Here is a 20,480-nt window from a genome sequence, read left to right as displayed (position 1 = left end):
TTAATATAGCGGCTTTTGTGTGTATAAATTACCTAGTGGTATTAAAAAATCAAACTAAACAGCTTGTAACCACTTAAGCCAAAAATAAGTACTAACACCGGTAAAGTAAGTAAGTTTACCAACATTGAGTTGGTGTATTTGCCCATTACTGTTTTTTGGTTAACCAGCCACACTAGGTAAGTGGTGACAATAGGCAGTAATAAGCCATTTGCGGCTTGAGCAAAAATTATCACGGCAACAGGGTCTAAACCCAGAGACGCCACGGCTGCACCAAATAATAAAATAACAATGGCGACACTTTTAAAGCGGGTGTTATCCATTTTATTTGACCAACCTAACATGCCACATACTGCATATGCACCGGCAAGGGGAGCTGTTATTGCGCTGGTTAAACCTGCTGCAAATAAGCCAATAGCAAAAAAGTAATGGGCAGCATCGCCAAGTAATGGCTCAAGTTGTACCGCCATGTTGGCAGCGCTAATTTGCCCTGCATCTGTGCCATAAAATGCCACTGACGCGGTTGATAAAATTGCCAGCGTGATCACGCCACCTAAGGTAATAGACACACCCGTATCTACATTAGTTTGCTTAATAACTTTTTGCTTATCACTTTTGCTGTCGTGTCTTGCAGCTAAAACACCTGAGTGTAAAAATAAGTTATACGGCACTATGGTGGTGCCCACTAATGCCAATACGGTGGTAATTGAACCCTCAGGCATACTAGGAATAAACCCTGCTAACACATCACTCAGCGAGGGAGCAGCCATAACAAGTGTAGAGATAAACACTAGGCTCATTAAAATCACTAATAAAATAAGCGCGTTTTCAACGACTTTGTGTTTACCGCTGTAAAGTAACACCGCACTTAAAAATGCAATGAGTGGCGTCCAAAGCTGGGCATTAACATGAGGAAATATTTCAATTAATCCCATGCTGGCACCGCTAAGGTTGCCAGCTTCATAGGCGGCACTACCTACTCCAATGGCGCTGATCACTAAAAATATAGCGAGAGATTTAAATAGGGGCGTTTCAATATGAGCTCTTAGCGCTTGCGCTAAATCTTGCCCGGTGGCTACGCCAAGGCGCGCCGCCATAGATTGTAATAATATGGTGGCAATAACTGAAAACAGTAATGTCCATATTAGTGCAAAACCAAAGTTTGCACCTGCCACGCTGGCAGTCGTAATAGTCCCTGGTCCAATGAAGGCAGCGGTGACGAGTAGTCCTGGTCCTAATCGCATAATTGACCTTAATAGTACTTTTGTATATTGCTATTTAAAGTTACATCTAACGTTTTATAACGCGATGCCTGTATTATTGCTGCCACTTATATTAAGTGCCTTGCAGCGATAGCCGCCCCTTGGCAAACCCTTTTTTGATGATAATCATATGTTAAAAAAGGTCGCGTAGCATACCAACTTATATATAAATTTAAAGGGGGGGTGGCGCGTTTGCACAAAATTAATACAATTAATAAATAACAGTAATAACCGCTTACCTCAGTTTAGGGCTTATTTAACGGCTTAGAGGATGACTGAATAACCTTAAATTGTTCACAGGTTTATGCCAATAACTATAGGCACTATAAGCGCTTTGCACGCACTGTATTCAAGCAAAGGGTTTGAATGCCTAAATATCAACCCATTTATGCCATCACGGCTTTAATGGCCTCTAAGCCTTTTCGCAAAGTGCTGGCATCGGTTGCATAATTAATGCGAATACACTGGTGTTTGTGTGCCCAAGCATCATCAATACCAATAAAAAAATTATGCCCGGGAATAATATAAACATCCTGTTCTTTGAGCTTTTGGTAAAGTTGTTCGCTGGTTATTTTTGCCTCTTTAAACCACAGCCACATAAAAAATGCGCCTTCTACTTTGTGTAAGTAAACGGGGAGGTGGGCAAATATTTCATCAAACAAGTTCATTGCTGTTTGTGCTCTTTGTCGATAAAAAGGCAGCACTGAATTTTTACACAGCGGGAGGAGTTCATCCTCATTAATTAGGCGCGTTACTAAACTTGGGCCAAAACTGTTTGGCGATAAAACCATACTGCCATTTACACGGCCAATGGCTTTAATTATGTCATTGTTAGCTACTACAATACCGGTTCGCAAACCCGGTAGGCCAAGCTTGGAAAGCGACATGCATAAAATAATGTTTGAGTTCCAGATTAAGTTTGCGTCGGTATAAATACACCCGGGGAATGGGTCGCCGTAGGCGTTATCAATGATCAGTGGGATATTATATTGCTTAGCCAATAAATCGAGATGCTGTACTTCTTCATCAGTAATGACATTGCCTGTTGGGTTAGTCGGGCGCGATACACACAGTGCGCTAATGCTGCTGTCGCTTGCTAATACTTGCTCAACAGCTTTAAAATTAATGATATATTTAAATTGGTTTGAGCCACTTTCAGTATTTAAAATTTCGATATCGGGCTTTATTGCCACAAACATATCGTCAGTTAAGCCTTGATCTGCATAGCCTACATATTCAGGAGCCAGCGGAAATAAAACCTTTTTATGGCTTCCATCCGGCATACTGCCAGCTAACAGATTAAATAACACAAAAAAATTGGCTTGGCTGCCATTACCAAGCGCTATATTATTTGCGGTTAAATCCCATGAGTATTCACTTTTTAGTTGCTTGGCCAGAGCTGCACGAAATGCATCATTACCTGTTGGGCCATCGTAAAGTCCAAATACGTTGGAAAGTGTATTATTAGCAACAAGCTTTTGTAACTCATTGATAAAAATATTATTAACCTCAGGCACTAAGGCCGGATTACCACCACCGAGCATAACAATATTTGGATTGTTACTGTTTTTAGCATCGCCTAAATCTTCCATTAACTGAGTAATACCATTAGGTTGAGTAAATTTAGTGCCGAAGTTTGAGTAATCCATAATGACCGTGTGCCTTAAAAAATGATAAGTTAGTGTAAATTAACACTATGAATTTGATATTGAAAAATTTTCACCGATTAGATTACTATAGCGATAACCCGCTATGATCGTTTTTCATATTTTAAGTAGGGCAGCCTTATCAGCAACCTTGAATCACACACTAAAACACCTTTAAACACCAAAGCAGATGATTCGGTTATTACTGATACGATTCTTAAAATTGCCACTTTTAACTTGTTTAATTACCTTGAGCCGCCTAATGCCTATTATGAATTTGAACGCATATACACCGCAGAGCAGTGGGCTAAAAAGCAGCGTTGGCTTGTAAATTACTTAACCGAACATCAGCCTGATGTGATTGGTTTTCAGGAAGTATTTAGTATTAAGTCGCTTAAAGAATTAGTTAAAGATCAAGGCTATACGTACTTTGGCGTGGTAGATGAGCCCCAGGTAATCGACGACTTTATTTACAAACGCCCTGTAGTAGCGCTTGCTGCTAAATACCCCATCGTTGAAGTGGCAACTGTTGAGCACGACCATGAGCTTGCTAAAACCCTTGGCTTAACTGAGGATTTTACATTTAGCCGAAAGGTGCTTAGAGCTACAATAACCTTACCGCATATCGGCAATACCGATTGCTATGTGGTGCATTTTAAGTCTAAGCGCTCAATGATAGAGCTCGATGAGCAAAACCAAGATCTAACACCCGAAAAAAACATTATCGAGCTATTAAAAGCCGATATAGCAGGGAGTTGGGGCTCAACAATTCAGCGCGGCAGTGAGGCTACATTGCTGATGATAGACATCATTGCACGCCGCGAATCTGCACAAAACCCAATGGTTTTAATGGGCGATTTTAATAACAACTTAGCCGATGGTGTATTAAGCCATTTGTTAACTAATACGCTGCGTTTTGCCCCGACGTTTGACAGTAAAACTTACCTTGCAAAATATTGCCTTAACGACGCATGGCAGTTATTTACAAGGTCGCAATTAAATTCGGCTAATCAAAATAATGAAAATACAGTAGATTTAAAGCGAAAGCCTACCCATTATATTGGCGCGAGCAGCTCAGTGCTTGACTACATTTTGCTATCTTGCGAGTTTGACTCAAGTTACGACGACAGCTTTTTTGAGGTGAGCCAGTACCATACTTACGATCGTCATTTAATTAACCCTGAATTTGAGCGTGATGATTTAAGCACCGATCATGGCGTGGTATTGATTAGCTTAGCATTAAGGTCGTAACGGGTTTTGTTACTAAAAATTACAAGCTAATCTGCCGCTGACATAATTAATATTAAGGCGCTCAGTAGGTGCCTTGATGTTATCCCTTTCTTTTATCCTGCTGTTTTAAAAAATCACTAATAAATAGTGCATTAACTCTAATTTATATTGATCCACATCATCTTTATTAACGGTGAGAGTGGTAAATTAGTGACGCTAGATTTTTAAGTTCGTTTAAATCGCTTATAACAACTACACTTGTTGTACTTACAAAGCAGGGTTGCTTTCATATAACAAATAGCGTGCTGTATCCTAAAAATTTTTACCTTGACTATCCTCACTTACATTACTTTATACATACATGGAGTTTTAGCACATGACAATTAAATCAACGTTCAAATCTTTGAGTAAGCTCGCTGTATTGGTCATTGTGGGGGGGGCTGGCTGGTATGCTTGGCAAACCTTGCAGCCTACATCAGTTGCTGATCAACTCCCTGACAGCGTTGCCTATGGAAATGGGCGAATTGAAGCGACTGAGTACGATATTGCTACAAAATTACCGGGCCGCTTAGTTGACGTTATGGTGCAAGAAGGCGATATGGTCAAAGCGGGTCAAACGTTAGCGGTTATTGATACTGATGATTTAAACGCACAGTTACGTGAAGCTGAGGCGGGGCTTCGTGTTGCCAATGAGTCTCGTAAATACGCATTAGCGATTGTAGAGCAGCATAAAAGTGAGCTTAATTTTGCACAAACTGAATTGCGCCGCTCTGCAAAATTATTAGAAAAAGGCCATATTTCAAAAGAAGTGGTTGATCAACAACGAACCACCTCTGCTATTGCCCAAGCTGCTTTAACCGCGGCAAACGTAAAAGTTGTGCAGTCGGATGCTGAAATAGAAGCAGCGCAGGCACGTATTGAGCGATTACAAAGCAACATAGCCGACAGCACGTTAACAGCACCAATCAATGGACGCATATTGTATCGATTAGCTGAGCCTGGCGAAGTGCTTGGCGGTGGTGGCAAGGTTTTATCGTTATTGGATTTAACCGATGTTTATATGAGTATATATTTACCAACAGCGCAAGCGGGCAAGGTAACAATAGGCTCACAAGCGCGCATTGTTATTGATGCTGTTGCCGAGTATACATTGCCGGCTAAAGTGACGTTTGTATCTGCACAGGCGCAATTTACCCCTAAATCGGTAGAAACCCGAAACGAGCGCGATAAACTGATGTTTAGAGTTAAGGTAAAGCTCGATTCGCAGTTATTAAAAGATCATATCAAACAAGTAAAAACAGGGGTGCCAGGGCTTGCTTATGTGTTGTTAGCGCCTGAAAAAAATTGGCCTACGTCATTACAGGTACGAGTGCCTGAATAATGGATAACGACGATAAAAACATTCAAAAGCCACCAAGTGAAAGTGTGGTTACGCTTACTAAGGTGAGCCATCGCTATGCTAATAATCGCGTGCTGGACAACATTAGTATTTCATTACCTGCCGGGAAAATGGTCGGGTTTATAGGCCCTGATGGCGTAGGAAAATCAAGCTTGCTGGCACTTATAGCGGGGGCAAGGGCGATTCAAGAGGGGGAGGTTGAGGTATTAAACGGCAATATGCGCAGCAGTGGTTTTCGTAATACGGTGTCGCCACGCATTGCTTACATGCCTCAAGGGCTTGGCAAAAATGTGTATCCAACACTTTCTGTGTTTGAAAATATAGATTTTTTTGGTCGTCTATTTTCTCAAAATAAAGCCGAGCGAAAACAACGAATTAATAACCTTTTAAAAAGTACAGGCTTAGAGGCATTTGCCGATCGCCCCGCAGAAAAGCTCTCTGGTGGGATGAAACAAAAACTCGGTTTGTGCTGCGCACTGATCCATGACCCTCAATTATTAATTTTAGATGAGCCAACTACCGGAGTTGATCCGCTATCGCGTCGTCAATTTTGGCAATTAATAAACAGTATTCGCGCTGAAAATACACAAATGAGCGTACTGGTTGCGACCGCCTACATGGAAGAAGCCGATGATTTTGATTGGCTAGTTGCCATGGACGATGGAAAAGTAATCGGTACGGGCAGCCCACAAAACCTGAAAGCGCAAACTAATAAAGAATCGCTTGATGAAGCCTTTATAGCATTACTTCCTGAAGAAAAGCGCCATGATCATCAGCGGTTAGTTGTGCCACCTCGTAAACAAGACTTAAACACAACTCAGTTCGCTATAGAAGCAAATGGATTATGTAAAACATTTGGCGATTTTACCGCCGTTAACAAGGTGAGCTTGAGTATTGAACAAGGTGAAATTTTTGGCTTTTTAGGCTCAAATGGCTGTGGAAAAACTACCACAATGAAAATGCTTACCGGGTTACAACCGGCAACCAGTGGCGAAGCAAAATTGTTTGGTGAAAAGGTCGATGCCAATAACATCGAAAGCCGCAAACGCGTTGGTTTTATGTCGCAAGCATTTTCGCTTTATAACGAGCTTACAGTGAAGCAAAACTTGGTATTGCATGCACGTTTATTTCACTTACCTGCAGAGAAAATAGAGCCGCGCGTTAAAGATTTAATTACTCGGTTTAACCTTAAAAAATACAGTGACGATTTTCCTACCGATTTGCCCCTAGGTATTCGCCAGCGTTTATCGCTTGCTGTTGCGGTAGTACATAGCCCTGAAATGCTCATACTTGATGAGCCCACATCGGGGGTAGACCCCGTTGCAAGGGATGACTTTTGGCAGCTACTCATTGAGCTTTCGCGCGAACAAGGCGTGACTATTTTTATTTCGACTCACTTTATGGATGAAGCGGCACGTTGCGATAGAATTTCGTTAATGCATGCAGGTAAAATACTTGCCAGCGATACGCCAGCTGCACTGTGCCAAGCGCGTAATACCGACACACTAGAAGCTGCCTTTATTGAATATTTAGAAGAGGCGGTAAATGCAGCGGGAGCAAGCTCGGCGATACAAGCATCGATAACGGATAAACCCAAAGCATTGGCTACAGCGCCCGCTACTCGTAAAAATAACACTAACCCCACATTTAGTTTGTTGCGGTTATTTGGTTATGCGCATCGCGAAACGCTAGAGTTGTGGCGCGATCCTATTCGCCTAACGTTTGCTTTAATGGGCTCGATAATTTTGCTGTTTATTTTAGGTTACGGCATTACATTTGATGTTGAAGATTTAAGCTTTGCGGTACTAGATCAAGACCAATCACCCGAGAGCCGCAACTACATTCAAAATATGGCAGGTTCGCGTTACTTTATTCAAAAAGCAGATATTAAAAGTCCGCAAGAACTTGATAAACGAATGCGCAGTGGTGAGTTAAGCGTGGCCGTTGAAATTCCACCTAACTTTGCTCAGCAATTTAAACGCGGCCGTAAACCTGAAATTGTAGTGTGGATTGATGGTTCTATGCCGTTTAGGGCAGAAACGATTAATGGTTATATGAGCGGCGTGTATTACAGCTATTTAACCAACTTATCTTTGCGCACTTATGCACAAGTACCAAACTTAGTGCCAGCTAATATTGAATCTCGCTATCGTTATAACCAAGATTTTAAAAGCATTGAGGCCATGGTGCCGGCGGTTATTCCACTACTATTGGTATTTATTCCTGCAATATTGATGGCGCTTGGCGTAGTGCGCGAAAAAGAGTTGGGTTCAATCATAAACTTATATGTAACACCGGTTAATCGGCTGGAATTTATTATTGGCAAACAGCTGCCTTACATTTTAGTGAGTATGATCAGCTTTTTTGGCTTAGTTGCACTTGCTATTACCGTGTTTGGTGTGGCGCTAAAAGGCAGCTTTTGGGCGCTTAGTTTGGCTGCATTATTATACGTTACAGCGACTACGGGGGTGGGGCTGTTAATTTCGGCTTTTACAAAAACACAAATTTCAGCACTGGCAGCCACTACGGTGGTGGTGTTGATGATTGCCGTTAACTTTTGTGGGCTAATTGACCCCGTTTCTTCCTTGGAAGGGTTTGGGGCGATTATTGGCAAACTGTTTCCAACCACCTACTTTTTAGAGGCGTGTCGAGGGGTCTTTAATAAAGCGCTTAATTTTTCTGATTTATCAGCCCAGATACTGCCTTTATTCGCTTTTATACCCGTGCTGACTCTGGCCAGTGTATTTTTACTTCCAAAGCAGGACAAATAGCCATGCAACGTCGCGGAAACATTATTAATTTAGGTATTAAAGAGTTGCGTAGTTTATGGCGTGATAAGGTTTTGCTGCTATTCGTTTTTTTTGCTTTTACTGGGCTGATTTATGTAGTGGCTTCAGCCACGTCGATAGAGTTAAATAATGCGCCGATTGCTATTGTTGATCACGACCAATCGCAATTATCTAAGCGTATTATTAATGCCTTTTATGAGCCTTACTTTAAAACACCAGACAGTATTTCATTAAGCGATATTGACTCAGCTATGGATAATGGCCGTTATACTTTTGTGCTTAATATACCGCCTTATTTTGAGCGTGATGTACTTGCAGCTAAGCAACCTACGATTCAAGTAAATATAGATGCTACGCGTATGTCGCAAGCATTTATTGGTGATAACTATATTCAAACCATTATTAACGGCGAAGTAAATGAATTTGTGCAAGGTTATCGAACCGTTTATTCACTGCCAATAATGCAATCGGCGCACATTATGTTTAATCCAAACATGACAAGTGTATGGTTTGGTAGCGTGATGGAATTGATGAACGTGATCACAATGATTTCGATTATTTTAACTGGCGCCGCGGTGATCCGTGAACGCGAACACGGCACATTAGAGCATTTATTAGTGATGCCATTAAGCCCCTTTGAAATAGTGATGGCGAAAATTTGGGCCAATGGGTTAGTGATTTTATTACTGACTGCGTTTTCATTATTTATTGTGATCGAAGGTTTGTTACAAGTGCCTATTCATGGCTCGCCAGGCTTATTTTTATTTGGCGTTGCTATTCATTTATTTGCGACCACATCACTGGGCATATTGTTAGGCACACAGGCGCGCACCATGCCGCAACTCGGGTTATTGATGATCTTAATTTTATTACCATTACAAATGCTCTCTGGCGGTGTTACGCCGCGTGAAAGTATGCCTGAGGTAGTGCAAAATATTATGTTATTGGCGCCAACAACGCATTTTGTAAAATTTGCTCAAGCAATTTTATACCGAGGAGCAGGGTGGGATGTAGTTTGGCCTTACTTTTTAGCATTAACTGTTATTGGCAGTGTGTTTTTTACTGTTGCATTAATGCGCTTTCGTAAATCAGTGGCGCAAGGTTAGGGTAATATACCAACCTGCATAAATATTTGAACAATTTAACGAATTAAATCACCCTATAACGTTGTTAAAAATTTTTCATTTAGAACAACTAGATATCAAAAATTTTGCCTAGTTATAGAGCAATTTTCTTATCGTTAAAATAGATCCCATATCCAAGCAGATTGGTATTAAATATAACGCGTGTTTTCAAAAAAGTGGCTGTGATAAAGCCACCCGTTAACGTTAAAGCGCTAATGGGTGGCTATTGAAGTATGGGGGAGTGATACCATCCGCAATAATAATTAAGCGAATGGGTTTGACTTAGTTTAGTCTTGGGTTAATTTCTAAAGGAGACAGTGTAATGGTCGCATTACTGCTTGCTCCTTTATATTCTTGATAGTCTTTGTTTTCAAACAGCGTGTAAAAAACATCAACATAATCGTCATTATTAGTAAACCACTCATCCGGCATTGCTTTAAGTAGTTCATTGGTCAGCTTAGGAATAATGGCATAACCTTGCGCTTGTAAATCAGGAATGCTCGCCATTACTTGCTCTGATATTTCTAATAATTTTATTGCTAGAGTTTTATAGTTGGTGTTGTCATCTTGTTCCATTAAGAGTAAATCAACCGCCTGCCAACGATAACGCTGCCAATGAATGAGCACCTGATTAGGGCTGTAATCGGTTTGATCATGATCTAAATACGGTAAATCAACGATATCTAATATTGGTTCATCTCGGGTGGGGTCGATACCCGTTACAATGACATAAATTTCAGCACCACCTGAGATCCAAGGTTCTTTGTCATCTTCTAAGCGTATTTTTTTCAATACACTGGTTTGCAGGGGTTGTTCATTGCTTAACTGGTTTTTTGGACTAACCGTGGTTTTACTGAATTTGTTAGTAGATAAAATTCCTCTCATTACTGCAATACCCGCATCTTGTACTTTTTGTTGATCTAATTCGACAATAAAGACAGGTTGGGTCGGCATTTGGTCAACACTAAGATAATGAATGTCACCATACTGATCGAACGCTTCAATCTCGCTCCATTGCGTATCGTCACCAGCGGGTGCAAATGCAAATAAAGGGCGTTCGCCTTGCTGCCAAGCGCTAAGCATTTTATCGCTTGCCAAAAGCACTTGTAACAAACTACCGGTGTTTTGTGGTAAACCTTTCAGTTGTTGTAACGCGCTGTTCGCTAAACGAGTATTTTGTTGTGTGTGCATGCCTAAAGACGGTAGCTGATCCGCATTAGATCAGCGTTTAATACACTGTAATTAAGCGCTATTTGTTTTGCGAAATTGCGTTTAATGGTGGTTACGTCTTTGTATTGCGCCAACTTAGACAAGTTTTCACCTTTTTCGATTTCATATTGAGCTGAAAAAGCGGGCGCTGATACACAGTTCAACAGCGCTAAGGTTGCCAATCATTTGGTTATTTTATTCATCATATTTATTTTACCGTTCCGTTATCAGTAACACTATAAAACAACACTTAGAATAAATGCTCAAATAAAAATTATAAAATACGCAATTGGTACTGGTTTTAAGTTGCCGCTCAGACTCTAAAAAAATACCAAGACGCTGTGATAGAGTAAGTTTTATATAAAGAATGAATCTATTACAAAAAATTATTTTACTAAAAAGTAATTACTATATACATCAGTGGCTTATCTTTGGCTTGATAGTTGCTGTAACTACTACTCTAATAACAACACAAAGGATTAAACAATGACCGATATAGCACATTCAGCGTTTATAGCATTTTATATATATTTAATTATGATGTTAGTTCAGTGGGCAGTGGCGACGTTTAGTAAAGCCAAACAGCCTGGGGCTGTACCAGGAAAAATTGATAAAGACCTATCTCATGAGAGTTTTATATTTAGAGCGCATCGCACCTTTCATAACACATTAGAAAACAGTGCGTTATTTATAGGAACGGTTTTATTTGCCTTTGTGATTAATTACCACAGTTCGGTTTTTGCAATCTGTATTTGGGTATATGTGATTGCACGTTTAATTCATATGGCACTGTATTACGCCATTGCCACCGAGAAAAACCCCAGCCCGCGTAGTTATTTCTTTTTAATCGGTGTGATTGCAAACATTGTGATGTTAGTGCTGTTAGGACTGCGATTAGCAAGCTAATTAAATGATTAAAGCGAAAAGCAGACAGCCTCTAGCTTTTCGCTTATTTATTTTATTTGGCTGGATTTGTTTTTCGGGTCACCATAAAACACATTAATGATCCTAATGTAACTAATACTACGCCTTGCCAAAATGCGTTGGTGAGCGATAGTGATAAGTAAATGGAGGCAAATAGCGTAGACAATACAGGAATAAAGTAAGACAAGGTGCCTAACAACACTAGATTACCGCCAATGATTGCTTGGTTCCATAGTGCGTAACCTCCACCAATAACCACCCCTGCCAGCAATAAAGTAAAACTAGAATATACGTTAAACCCAAAGCTGGGTTCATTACTCAGTCCGTAACTTATCCATAAAGAAATTGCCGTGGCTGCAAAAAATACACTAATGGCATTTTTACCCTCGCTAAGCTTAACCGTTACACTGCAATACACAGCCCAAATAAACGCTGCTGCAAACGCCATAGAGTAGGGCAATGGGTTGTCGCTAATATTAGCGGTTAATACAGCCATAGATAAACCACTGTTGCCTGCAATACACCATGCAACGCCTAAAAATGCAATCAGTATGCTCGGGTAGACTAATACGCTTACCTTAGTGCGGTTAACAATAATCGATAATAATATGGTTAACGCTGGCCAAAGGTAGTTAATAATTGCCATTTCTAACGCTTGCTGGCGACTATTTGCAAAGCCGAGGGATAACGCTAAACACATTTCGTAAATTACAAATAAGCTGCCACCAAAGACTAAATAGCGTTTTGGGTAATTGCTTAGTCTTGGTACACCCATGACAAACATTAAAAAAATCGCACTGACGCTATAAATTAAAGCGGCACCGCCAATAGGGCTAAATAACTCTGATAAGTCACGAATAAAGGCGGTTAAACTGCTCCAAAGTAAAATAGCGAGCACCCCATAAAGGGTGTATTTATGTTTGCTTAAAAATGACATGGTGAATTGCTTGATGAATGGTAAAAAGTCAGTCGCGAATGTGACATTTTAAAAACAGTGGGGCAAGAGGTAGACTATAAAATTCGACTAAATAACTATAAATAGCTTTAAAATCAAAGAATAAGTTTAATTTTAGTAAACAAGAGCGGGATATAATAATAGCCCGCCCTCAATTAGTTGAATTACTCAACGCCAATAAAGCCGCCGGTTTGATGTGCCCAAAGAGCAGCATAAATGCCGCCTTGGGCAATTAATTCATCGTGACTGCCTTGCTCTACAACGCCGCCTTCATCAAGCACGATGAGTCTGTCCATTTGTGCAATGGTCGATAATCGATGGGCAATGGCGATTACTGTTTTACCTGTCATTAAATCATCTAAGCTTGCTTGAATAGCCGCTTCGACTTCTGAGTCTAAAGCGCTGGTGGCTTCATCAAGTATGAGGATTGGTGCGTTTTTAAGTAGTACGCGTGCAATGGCAATACGTTGGCGTTGACCGCCTGACAGGGTGACCCCTCGTTCGCCTACTTGCGCATCAAAACCTTTATTGCCTTTGCTGTCTTCTAAATCGGTTATAAAATCAAGGGCTTTGGCTTGCTTAGTCGCATCGAGCATTTCGGCTTCGGTTGCATCAGGCCTGCCGTATAAAATGTTATCTTTTACTGAACGATGCAGTAATGAGGTATCTTGGGTAACCATAGCAATATAGCGGCGCAGGCTTTCTTGGCTTACATCCGTGATATTTTGGCCATCAATACTAATGCTGCCTTTGTCGGTGTCGTAAAAGCGCAGCAACAAGTTAACTAAGGTGGATTTACCCGCACCAGAGCGACCCACTAAGCCGATTTTTTCACCGGGTTTAATGTTTAAGTTTAATCCGTTTATTACTGGGCCTCGGTTATTTTCATTCGCGGCTTTACCGTAGTTAAAATGTACATTACTAAAGTCGATTGCCCCTTGGGTGACCTTTAACGTTTCGGCTTCTGGTTTGTCATCAACCGCAATAGGATTAGAAAGGGTGCGCATGCCATCAGCCACGGTGCCAATGTTTTCAAACAAGCTGCTAATTTCCCACATGATCCATTGGGCCATACCATTAAGCCTTAACGATAAACTCAATGCCACGGCAATCGCTCCTGCACTAATGGCGCTTAACGACCATAAATACAAAGACACTGCTGCTACCGAAAACACTAACAAATAGTTTAAGCTTTGAATAACCACGTTTAAGCTGGTGACCAAGCGCATTTGTTTATAAACAGGCTGTAAAAATACATCCATACTTTGTTTAGCGTATTGTTCTTCGCGTTGGGTGTAAGAAAACAGCTTAATGGTTGAAATATTTGTGTAGCTGTCGACGATACGGCCGGTCATTTCTGAGCGTGCATCAGCTTGTGAACTGGCAATACTTTTTAATCGGGGTACAAAGTAAATTTGCACGCAAATATACAATGCTAACCACACTAATAATGGCAACATTAAACGCCAGTCTGAGGCGGCCACTAAAAACACCATTGAGCCAAAATAAACAGCAATGTACATAAGTACATCAAGTAACTTAGTGACTGACTCACGTACTGCTAATGAGGTTTGTAATACTTTTGTAGCGATACGCCCAGCAAATTCGTTTTGATAAAAGCTGACACTTTGACGCAATAAATAACGGTGTGCCAACCAACGAATCGACATAGGGTAATTGCCCAATAGCGATTGATGTAAAATAGCTGATCTAAAAAACACCACTACAGGCATGACGACTAAAAGCATTAACCACATTTTTATTAACGCGGATTGTTGCTGCGAAAACAGCTCTTCAGGTGTGTATTCGCCAAGCCAGTCAACCAGTTGGCCCATATAACTAAATAAAGACACCTCTAAAATAGCGAGTAACGCGGCACTGAGCGACATAAGCACTAACGACAATTCCATGCCTTTGGTGTAGTGACGACAAAATGCAAAAAGGGTTTTAGGAGGCTGAGATGGAGAACGCTCTGGGAACGGTTTAGTCATCCGTTCAAATAGTCGATACATATTAACTGCTTAATTAAATATTTATAAAGATGTCCCATTATACCATTGTAAAACACAAAGGCGCAGTGGGAATGAGGTGTGCGTCGGTTAACTCAAGTTGAGTTAACCGTTTATAGCTTGGTGTGGCCGGTTTTATTTTTTACCAGCCAATACGATATACCCAGTGCTAAGGTAACTAACGCCAGGCCAACAATTTGCTCTGAGGTCACTAATTTTAAATCGAGGACAATAATTTTACGCGCCACAGCCATCAATGCGGTAGCAATAACCAGTTCAACAGGCAGCGAGCTTGAGCCCAAATATAACCGAATGTTAGTAAATATTTCTACCGCAATTAGCACCACCATAAAGGCACCAAAGGTTTGTAGAATGTCTTCAATATTTAATAAAAAATAAGGCGGAGAACTTAACCGCATGTATAAAACATACACTACATCAGCAATACTCCAAAAAATAACCAGCACCATGGGCACTGCCAGTATTTTAATTGCAAAGCGAATAGCATGATGTAAATACTGCATCAGGGGATCAACATGATCCTCTGGTAATTCTTCGTGTTTCTTCATGTTATTTCAGCACCTTATTGATTAAATTAGCCTTTATAAAATGATAGCTGATTAATTATGTTTAGCACTATATACGGTCAAAACAATATAAGTGATTATTTTTATTAAAGTAGTGTGCTTGAACAGGGGACTTGTTTGGTGTGGGTTAAATTCTAAGTAAAATTCAAGGTGTTAATAATATGTAATTAAGCGTGTGATTTTTAGTGTCTATCTCAAAAGGTTTGCGGTTATTGGTTTCTGCTGTCATGTTGGTGGCATTCATTATGAGGATAACAATGCTATGTCTAATTTAGGTTTAAAGTTAGTTAATCGACTTATAAAGTATGGTGTGTTGGCATCATTAAGTTCTGTAACGCTTACAAGCTTTGCTGGCGAGTCTACACAACAAGCATCATTGCATAAAATTGCACAAGAAATTTCGGCGCAGCGTATTGAGAGTGATATTCAAACGCTGGTGGGTTTTGGTACGCGACATACGCTATCAGAGACTAAGTCTGATACACGTGGTATTGGCGCGGCAAGGCGTTGGATTAAAAAAGAATTTGAAGCGATTTCGGCACAATGTGGCGGCTGCTTAGAAATAATAGAAGTAAAACAAACCATTTCGGGAGAAAAGCGTATTCCTAACCCTGTAGAAGTGGTTAACATAATTGCGATTCAGCGCGGCAGTACTGAGCCTGATCGTATGGTGATAATGTCGGGTGATATAGACTCGCGCGTTAGTAATGTTATGGATTTTACCAGCGATGCGCCAGGGGCAAATGATAACGCTTCAGGGGTTGCCGGTGTTATTGAGGCAGCGCGTGTTTTATCGAAATATACATTTAATGGCTCGGTTGTTTACGCGGCGCTCTCAGGTGAAGAGCAAGGTTTATTTGGCGGTAAAATTTTAACCGCTTATGCGCAAAGAAATAATTGGCAGGTTCATGGTGTTTTAAATAACGACATGATTGGTAATATTACCGGTATTAATGGCGTAACCGATAACACCACTGCACGCATTTTTTCAGAAGGGACGCGAGTGGTTGAAACCAAAGAGCAAGCGCGTACTCGTCGTTTTACAGGTGGCGAAGTTGACTCAGCGAGTCGTAATTTAGCGCGTTACATAGACGCCATTGCCGATAAATACATTGAAAATTTAGACACTATGCTGGTGTACAGACTCGACCGATTTGCTCGAGGAGGGCATCATCGCCCATTTAATGATGCGGGCTTTGCGGCTGTACGTATAATGGAAACTAACGAGCATTACGATCGCCAACATCAAGACCTCCGCACCGAAAATGGCATAGTGTACGGTGATACCATTGATGGGGTTGATTTTGATTACGCCGCAAAACTCACGTCATTGAATGCGGTGAGCCTAGCGTCAATGGCATGGGCACCAGCGCCACCGAAAGAAGTGAAAATTAGTGGTGCCGTACGCGCCAGTACCACACTTTCTTGGCAACCATCGGAAGATAAAAATATTGCCGGTTACAAAATTTACTGGCGCTATACGAGTGAGCCACAATGGCAATACAGCCAATGGGTTGATAATGTTAGCGAGTTTACGCTTAAAAATGTGGTTATTGATAACTACTATTTTGGCGTTGCTAGCGTGAATAAACAGGGTGTTGAATCGCCAGTGGTGTTCCCCGGTGATGTGGGGTCGTTTGATCACAACATAAAATAATCGGTTTGCTTAAAAACCCAGCAAACAGCTGCGAATAAGGTGTTAAGCACGCTATTTATGCTTGCGCCTTATTTGTTATGCCCTTAAAGTGTAAACAAAGAAGTAAAAAGGTTATTAAAATGCAGCAACAAGAACAAAAACCATTAACACCAGAGCAGCAAGCTGAACTTCAGCAACAAGAAATTCAATGGCAGCGCGAATGTTTTCAAAATGCGCAAAAACATTTAGCTGAAAAAGGCATTATGCCCAAAACATTGCTTGAAAAAGAAAGCCGTTTTTTAGCGCCTTTATGCGCGCTTTGGAAATTTAAAGCGCAAAACGGTAAAAGCTACTGGGTGATCACCGGTCGTTTACCAACCGATCACGCTGAAGCATCTGCAGCAAAAGATGCACGCGATGCTATGCGTTATTTTTCACTGCAGTGGCAGTTAAAGGCCGATCAAATTATTACCGCGGGTGCGCGAGATAAAACCCAAGCTGATTTTGCAAATTTACTGATTAATCGTGCACATGGTTTATATGAAATGCATGAAAACGAGCAGCTGTGGGCAAAAGAACCCGCTTAATAAATAAAAGTGAATACATTTAAAAAAACCTAACTTAGTGACCTAAGTTAGGTTTTTTGTTGGAACTTTCAGAATTAAGCTCGAAACATAAATAGACTCTAATAAGCGCTATCTACGCGCACTGTGTTGTTGGTTAAATAAATAAGGCGTACATTATCACCTTGGTGAAAACGCATAGCGGGATCGCTATCTTGTACCACCATAAATTGTTCACCACTTTCTACTTGTATCAGTAATTCAACGAGCTGAGTGTGTTCATAGCGTTGTGTTTGCTGCTGATTATGGGCAACGTTACCACCAATCACCGATCCTAAAATAGTCGCTACAGTACGACCACTGCCGCCGCCAAACTGGTTACCAATAACACCCCCTAATAAGGCTCCGCCAAAGGTTTTCCAGCCGTTACTTTTGTCTTGTACTAATTGTTGCTCTGAAATGTTGCGCACCGACTTTACTTTACCAAATAGTACTTGCTGCACAGGAACAGCTTTATTGCGTTCGTACTTGGCAAAAGTGGGGGCACTCACTACTAATAAAGCGCATAAAATTAAGCTAAGCGTTTTCATGGTTCGCTCCTAAGTTACCAACCAAAGGTAGATTTTTCACGCGTCTTACGAATTTCAGTTTCGTCAGCCCATTCAACAAGGCCGCTTTGCATATCCATTAAACGCATTGTAAATTTGTAGTACACATCGGCTTTATCTGCATTAGATTTAACAATGCTTGATAGGTTACCGTACAGCATATATTGCGCACCAATTTGTTTACCAAAGGCCACCGCAGTGCTTGGATTGATCAGTGCATCTTCATTTTGAAAGGTAAGTTGTTCACGAACCGCTTCTACACGAGTCATATCAACAAATCTAAATTTGCCGCTACGCAGTAATTGAGTAGAGATTGAGTCGGTGATTGATTCTGTATCTATGTGTTCACTGGTTTTATTTTTAATACGCTCTACAAATACCACAGGGCGTGTATTGGCGGTCATAGTACCAACCACAGGCGAACTAAGCAGAGAGTCGGTCATTTGCGAGGCTACTTTTTGTAGGTCGGTAGAGCCAAAGTTTATATCTGTGGTTTCTACGGCTTGGGCATCACCATAACTAACGACTGCTTTATTAGCACAGCCGGTTAGTGTGAGTGCGGCTAAGCCTAAAATTGCATAGCCAGAGAGTGATTTAAATTGTTTATTGATCATCATGGTTTCCTTAATCTTTAAATTCTTGTGCTTCAGTAGACACTTCTCTTACAGCTAAAGAGAAAGTAACGGCATTAGGGCTAGGCGCGAGCCCTGCAAGCTGAGTTTTAGCAAAGCCAAATAATGTGAGGGCTTGCCACGGCGAGTGGTTGCCTTTAATTACAAAGCCATCTTTATCAAACCAGTTAAATTGATACTGTAAATATTGTGACTTTTTATAGGTACTTGCCAAGGTGACTACCACGTCGGTTAGGTTATTTGTTTGACGAGTTTTTACATCACTAATTAATAGCTTTTTTGCTAACTGTGGATTGTTAACATTGAGCTGCTCTTTGTAGGCGTTGGTAGTTTGTTCAACTCCAATGCCTGAGGTTACAGGTCGGCTGCTACATGCACTAAGCATAAACAACGCAATAATGGGGAGTATGTATTTCATGATGGCTCCTAAAGTTGCACTACATGGGAGTTAAAATAGTTATTAACAGAGGTTAGGTAGATTAACGTTAACCTTTGCTTACTAACGGTAAAATTTATTGGCGGTTGTGAGCCAACATTTAAGGTATTTTCGCCTGCAGTCACTACACTGCGGGCAAGACTAATTTGATTGGGTAAGGTAAGCCAGCTGCGGGTATCGGCTTGCTCAGATGCAAGATTATATAAGTTTGCTAAAATATTCCCCACATCACCGCCACTGCGGGCAAGCTCAGCGCGCAGCTTTTCTTTCGCCACTAAGCGCAATATTTGCCTCGATACACGCCCAGCAACTTGCTGCTCTAACGTTTTAGCGGCCAGTGCCTCTAAGTGCACTAGCGGGCTTAGTGATAATACATGGTCATTAATTTTGACGTTGTTAACGGTGCTTACATAAGCATTATTTATATAAATGGGCATTGCGAGGCTATAAAAGCGGGCGTCTCCCTGTGAAGTATAAATGGGTAATCGTAATTTAAATTCGTGTTGTTTTGGTATCAGGCCTTGTTCGAATAATATAACCACTTCGCCTTGGTTTTTTTCTAAGGTATTAACTTCACCAAACTGGCGTTTAAATTGGTTATAGTCATCAGCAAAACCTTGCTGCTTAGCAAGACGCAGTACATCGTGTTGTAAATACGGATTGTTAGGTTGTATTTCGAGTGCTTTTTTATAGTCTATGTAGGCATCATCACCTTGCTTTGCCGTTTCATATAGCAACCCAGATAAGTAAAACGTGTACGCATTTTGAAAGCCATTTTTGACCGAGCGAATTAAGTTATCCATATCGGGATAGTGTTGCTGTGCTTGGGCAACTGCATTATCAAATTCGCTTTGATTATTTAATAGTTCATCAACTTGTACTTTATTAGCACGGCGTATTTCAACTAAGGCGCTTTCAATATCATGTTTATAGACATAATTGAGCGCTTTGTAGCTATGCAACATACTCATTTCGTAGGCGGGCGGTGTATAACTAATAGCTGAGTCGTTGGTTAACAGCGCATTACTTTGCTCAAGCCCAGCACTTACTTGTATTTTTGCAGCTTGGCGCTTAGATTGCATTTGTTGATAGACAGTTTCAAAATGAACTTGTGCGTTATCGGGGTTATTGGCTAAATCCGCGATACGGCCTTGTTCTAATTGGCTCAATAAATAATTACTGTGTGTTTTGCTGTTTTTGCTTATTAAGGAGCGTGCACTCTCAATATTATTATTCGTAATGGCTTGTCTAATAGGGATGGTATTAGTGGCGTAATCATTAAAGAGATCGTCAAAGCCAATGGTGCTGCAACCACTTACAATAAAGCAAAGACTAAAAATTAAAATGTGACGCACGCGCACTCCTTCTTATTTATTCTGTAAGGTTAACATACTGCCAATAAATACAAGTGTGAAAGATTGTAAAAAAGCGTAATGTATAAACATAGAACAAAAACCCTTAATAAAAACTTTAT

At 40.7% G+C, this 20,480-nt stretch carries 16 protein-coding genes and 1 pseudogene; 7 read left to right on the top strand and 10 right to left on the bottom strand.

The genetic code is table 11. The features are described from left to right. Positions 1–41 precede the first annotated feature (41 nt). Positions 42–1,241 (bottom strand): Nramp family divalent metal transporter, encoded by a 1,200-nt coding sequence (locus tag CWC14_RS08540; protein WP_013464769.1) that lies wholly within the window; start codon positions 1,239–1,241, stop codon positions 42–44. Between the two features lie 404 nt (positions 1,242–1,645). After that, complete coding sequence (locus CWC14_RS08535) at positions 1,646–2,908, bottom strand: valine--pyruvate transaminase (RefSeq protein ID WP_138562360.1); 1,263 nt, start codon at positions 2,906–2,908, stop codon at positions 1,646–1,648. Between the two features lie 234 nt (positions 2,909–3,142). Here CWC14_RS08535 and CWC14_RS08530 point away from each other — a divergent pair, with 234 nt between their 5' ends. The 4 genes from CWC14_RS08530 (at position 3,143) to CWC14_RS08515 (ending at position 9,429) form a co-directional block, all read left to right on the top strand. Next, positions 3,143–4,156, top strand: coding sequence for an endonuclease/exonuclease/phosphatase family protein (locus CWC14_RS08530; protein WP_138562358.1), 1,014 nt, complete (start codon positions 3,143–3,145; stop codon positions 4,154–4,156). A gap of 355 nt (positions 4,157–4,511) precedes the next feature. Beyond that, positions 4,512–5,516 (top strand): HlyD family secretion protein, encoded by a 1,005-nt coding sequence (locus CWC14_RS08525; RefSeq protein WP_076920950.1) that lies wholly within the window; start codon positions 4,512–4,514, stop codon positions 5,514–5,516. Further along, positions 5,516–8,305, top strand: coding sequence for a ribosome-associated ATPase/putative transporter RbbA (rbbA, locus tag CWC14_RS08520; RefSeq protein ID WP_138562356.1), 2,790 nt, complete (start codon positions 5,516–5,518; stop codon positions 8,303–8,305). The genes CWC14_RS08525 and rbbA overlap by 1 nt, the downstream gene beginning before the upstream one ends. A 2-nt stretch (positions 8,306–8,307) precedes the next feature. Next, positions 8,308–9,429 (top strand): ABC transporter permease, encoded by a 1,122-nt coding sequence (locus CWC14_RS08515; protein WP_138562354.1) that lies wholly within the window; start codon positions 8,308–8,310, stop codon positions 9,427–9,429. A gap of 300 nt (positions 9,430–9,729) precedes the next feature. Here the strand turns inward: CWC14_RS08515 and CWC14_RS08510 are convergent. Continuing rightward, positions 9,730–10,838 (bottom strand): annotated as a pseudogene (locus CWC14_RS08510) (DUF3103 family protein). 304 nt (positions 10,839–11,142) lie between these two features. Here CWC14_RS08510 and CWC14_RS08505 point away from each other — a divergent pair. Further along, positions 11,143–11,562: an MAPEG family protein gene (locus CWC14_RS08505; RefSeq protein ID WP_138562352.1), complete on the top strand. Its 420-nt coding sequence runs from the start codon at positions 11,143–11,145 to the stop codon at positions 11,560–11,562. A 52-nt stretch (positions 11,563–11,614) separates the two neighbouring features. Here CWC14_RS08505 and yddG read toward each other — a convergent pair whose 3' ends face one another. From yddG to CWC14_RS08490, 3 genes are all read right to left on the bottom strand, one after another. Beyond that, entirely contained in the window at positions 11,615–12,517 is a 903-nt protein-coding gene (yddG, locus tag CWC14_RS08500) for an aromatic amino acid DMT transporter YddG (protein WP_138562350.1), read from the bottom strand. 182 nt (positions 12,518–12,699) lie between these two features. Then, a complete protein-coding gene (locus CWC14_RS08495) occupies positions 12,700–14,547 on the bottom strand; it encodes an ABC transporter ATP-binding protein (RefSeq protein ID WP_138562348.1) in 1,848 nt (615 codons plus the stop codon). Positions 14,548–14,657: 110 nt separating this feature from the next. Next, complete coding sequence (locus tag CWC14_RS08490) at positions 14,658–15,113, bottom strand: phosphate-starvation-inducible PsiE family protein (protein WP_138562346.1); 456 nt, start codon at positions 15,111–15,113, stop codon at positions 14,658–14,660. Positions 15,114–15,393: 280 nt separating this feature from the next. Here CWC14_RS08490 and CWC14_RS08485 point away from each other — a divergent pair, with 280 nt between their 5' ends. After that, positions 15,394–16,788 (top strand): M28 family metallopeptidase, encoded by a 1,395-nt coding sequence (locus CWC14_RS08485; protein WP_138562344.1) that lies wholly within the window; start codon positions 15,394–15,396, stop codon positions 16,786–16,788. 119 nt (positions 16,789–16,907) lie between these two features. Beyond that, positions 16,908–17,354, top strand: a complete 447-nt coding sequence (locus CWC14_RS08480) for a DUF4826 family protein (protein WP_008110031.1) — start codon at positions 16,908–16,910, stop codon at positions 17,352–17,354. 98 nt (positions 17,355–17,452) lie between these two features. On the opposite strand, the gene CWC14_RS08475 is transcribed toward CWC14_RS08480, so the two are convergent. From CWC14_RS08475 to CWC14_RS08460, 4 genes are read right to left on the bottom strand one after another with little or no spacing between them, the layout of a single operon-like run. Then, complete coding sequence (locus CWC14_RS08475; RefSeq protein ID WP_069439376.1) at positions 17,453–17,920, bottom strand: outer membrane lipoprotein; 468 nt, start codon at positions 17,918–17,920, stop codon at positions 17,453–17,455. 14 nt (positions 17,921–17,934) lie between these two features. Next, positions 17,935–18,552 (bottom strand): penicillin-binding protein activator LpoB, encoded by a 618-nt coding sequence (gene lpoB / locus CWC14_RS08470; protein ID WP_051894383.1) that lies wholly within the window; start codon positions 18,550–18,552, stop codon positions 17,935–17,937. A gap of 10 nt (positions 18,553–18,562) precedes the next feature. Continuing rightward, positions 18,563–18,988 (bottom strand): YcfL family putative periplasmic lipoprotein, encoded by a 426-nt coding sequence (locus CWC14_RS08465; RefSeq protein WP_016899910.1) that lies wholly within the window; start codon positions 18,986–18,988, stop codon positions 18,563–18,565. An 8-nt stretch (positions 18,989–18,996) separates the two neighbouring features. Next, the gene (locus CWC14_RS08460) at positions 18,997–20,361 is read right to left on the bottom strand and encodes a COG3014 family protein (RefSeq protein ID WP_138562342.1); all 1,365 of its coding nucleotides are present in this window, start codon (positions 20,359–20,361) and stop codon (positions 18,997–18,999) included. Positions 20,362–20,480 lie beyond the last annotated feature (119 nt).

It is taken from the genome of Pseudoalteromonas sp. S3260, from assembly GCF_005886925.1.
Classification (GTDB): domain Bacteria; phylum Pseudomonadota; class Gammaproteobacteria; order Enterobacterales; family Alteromonadaceae; genus Pseudoalteromonas; species Pseudoalteromonas tetraodonis.
Note: the sequence above shows the minus strand (reverse complement) of the source record. Positions and strands in the feature narration are given on the sequence as shown.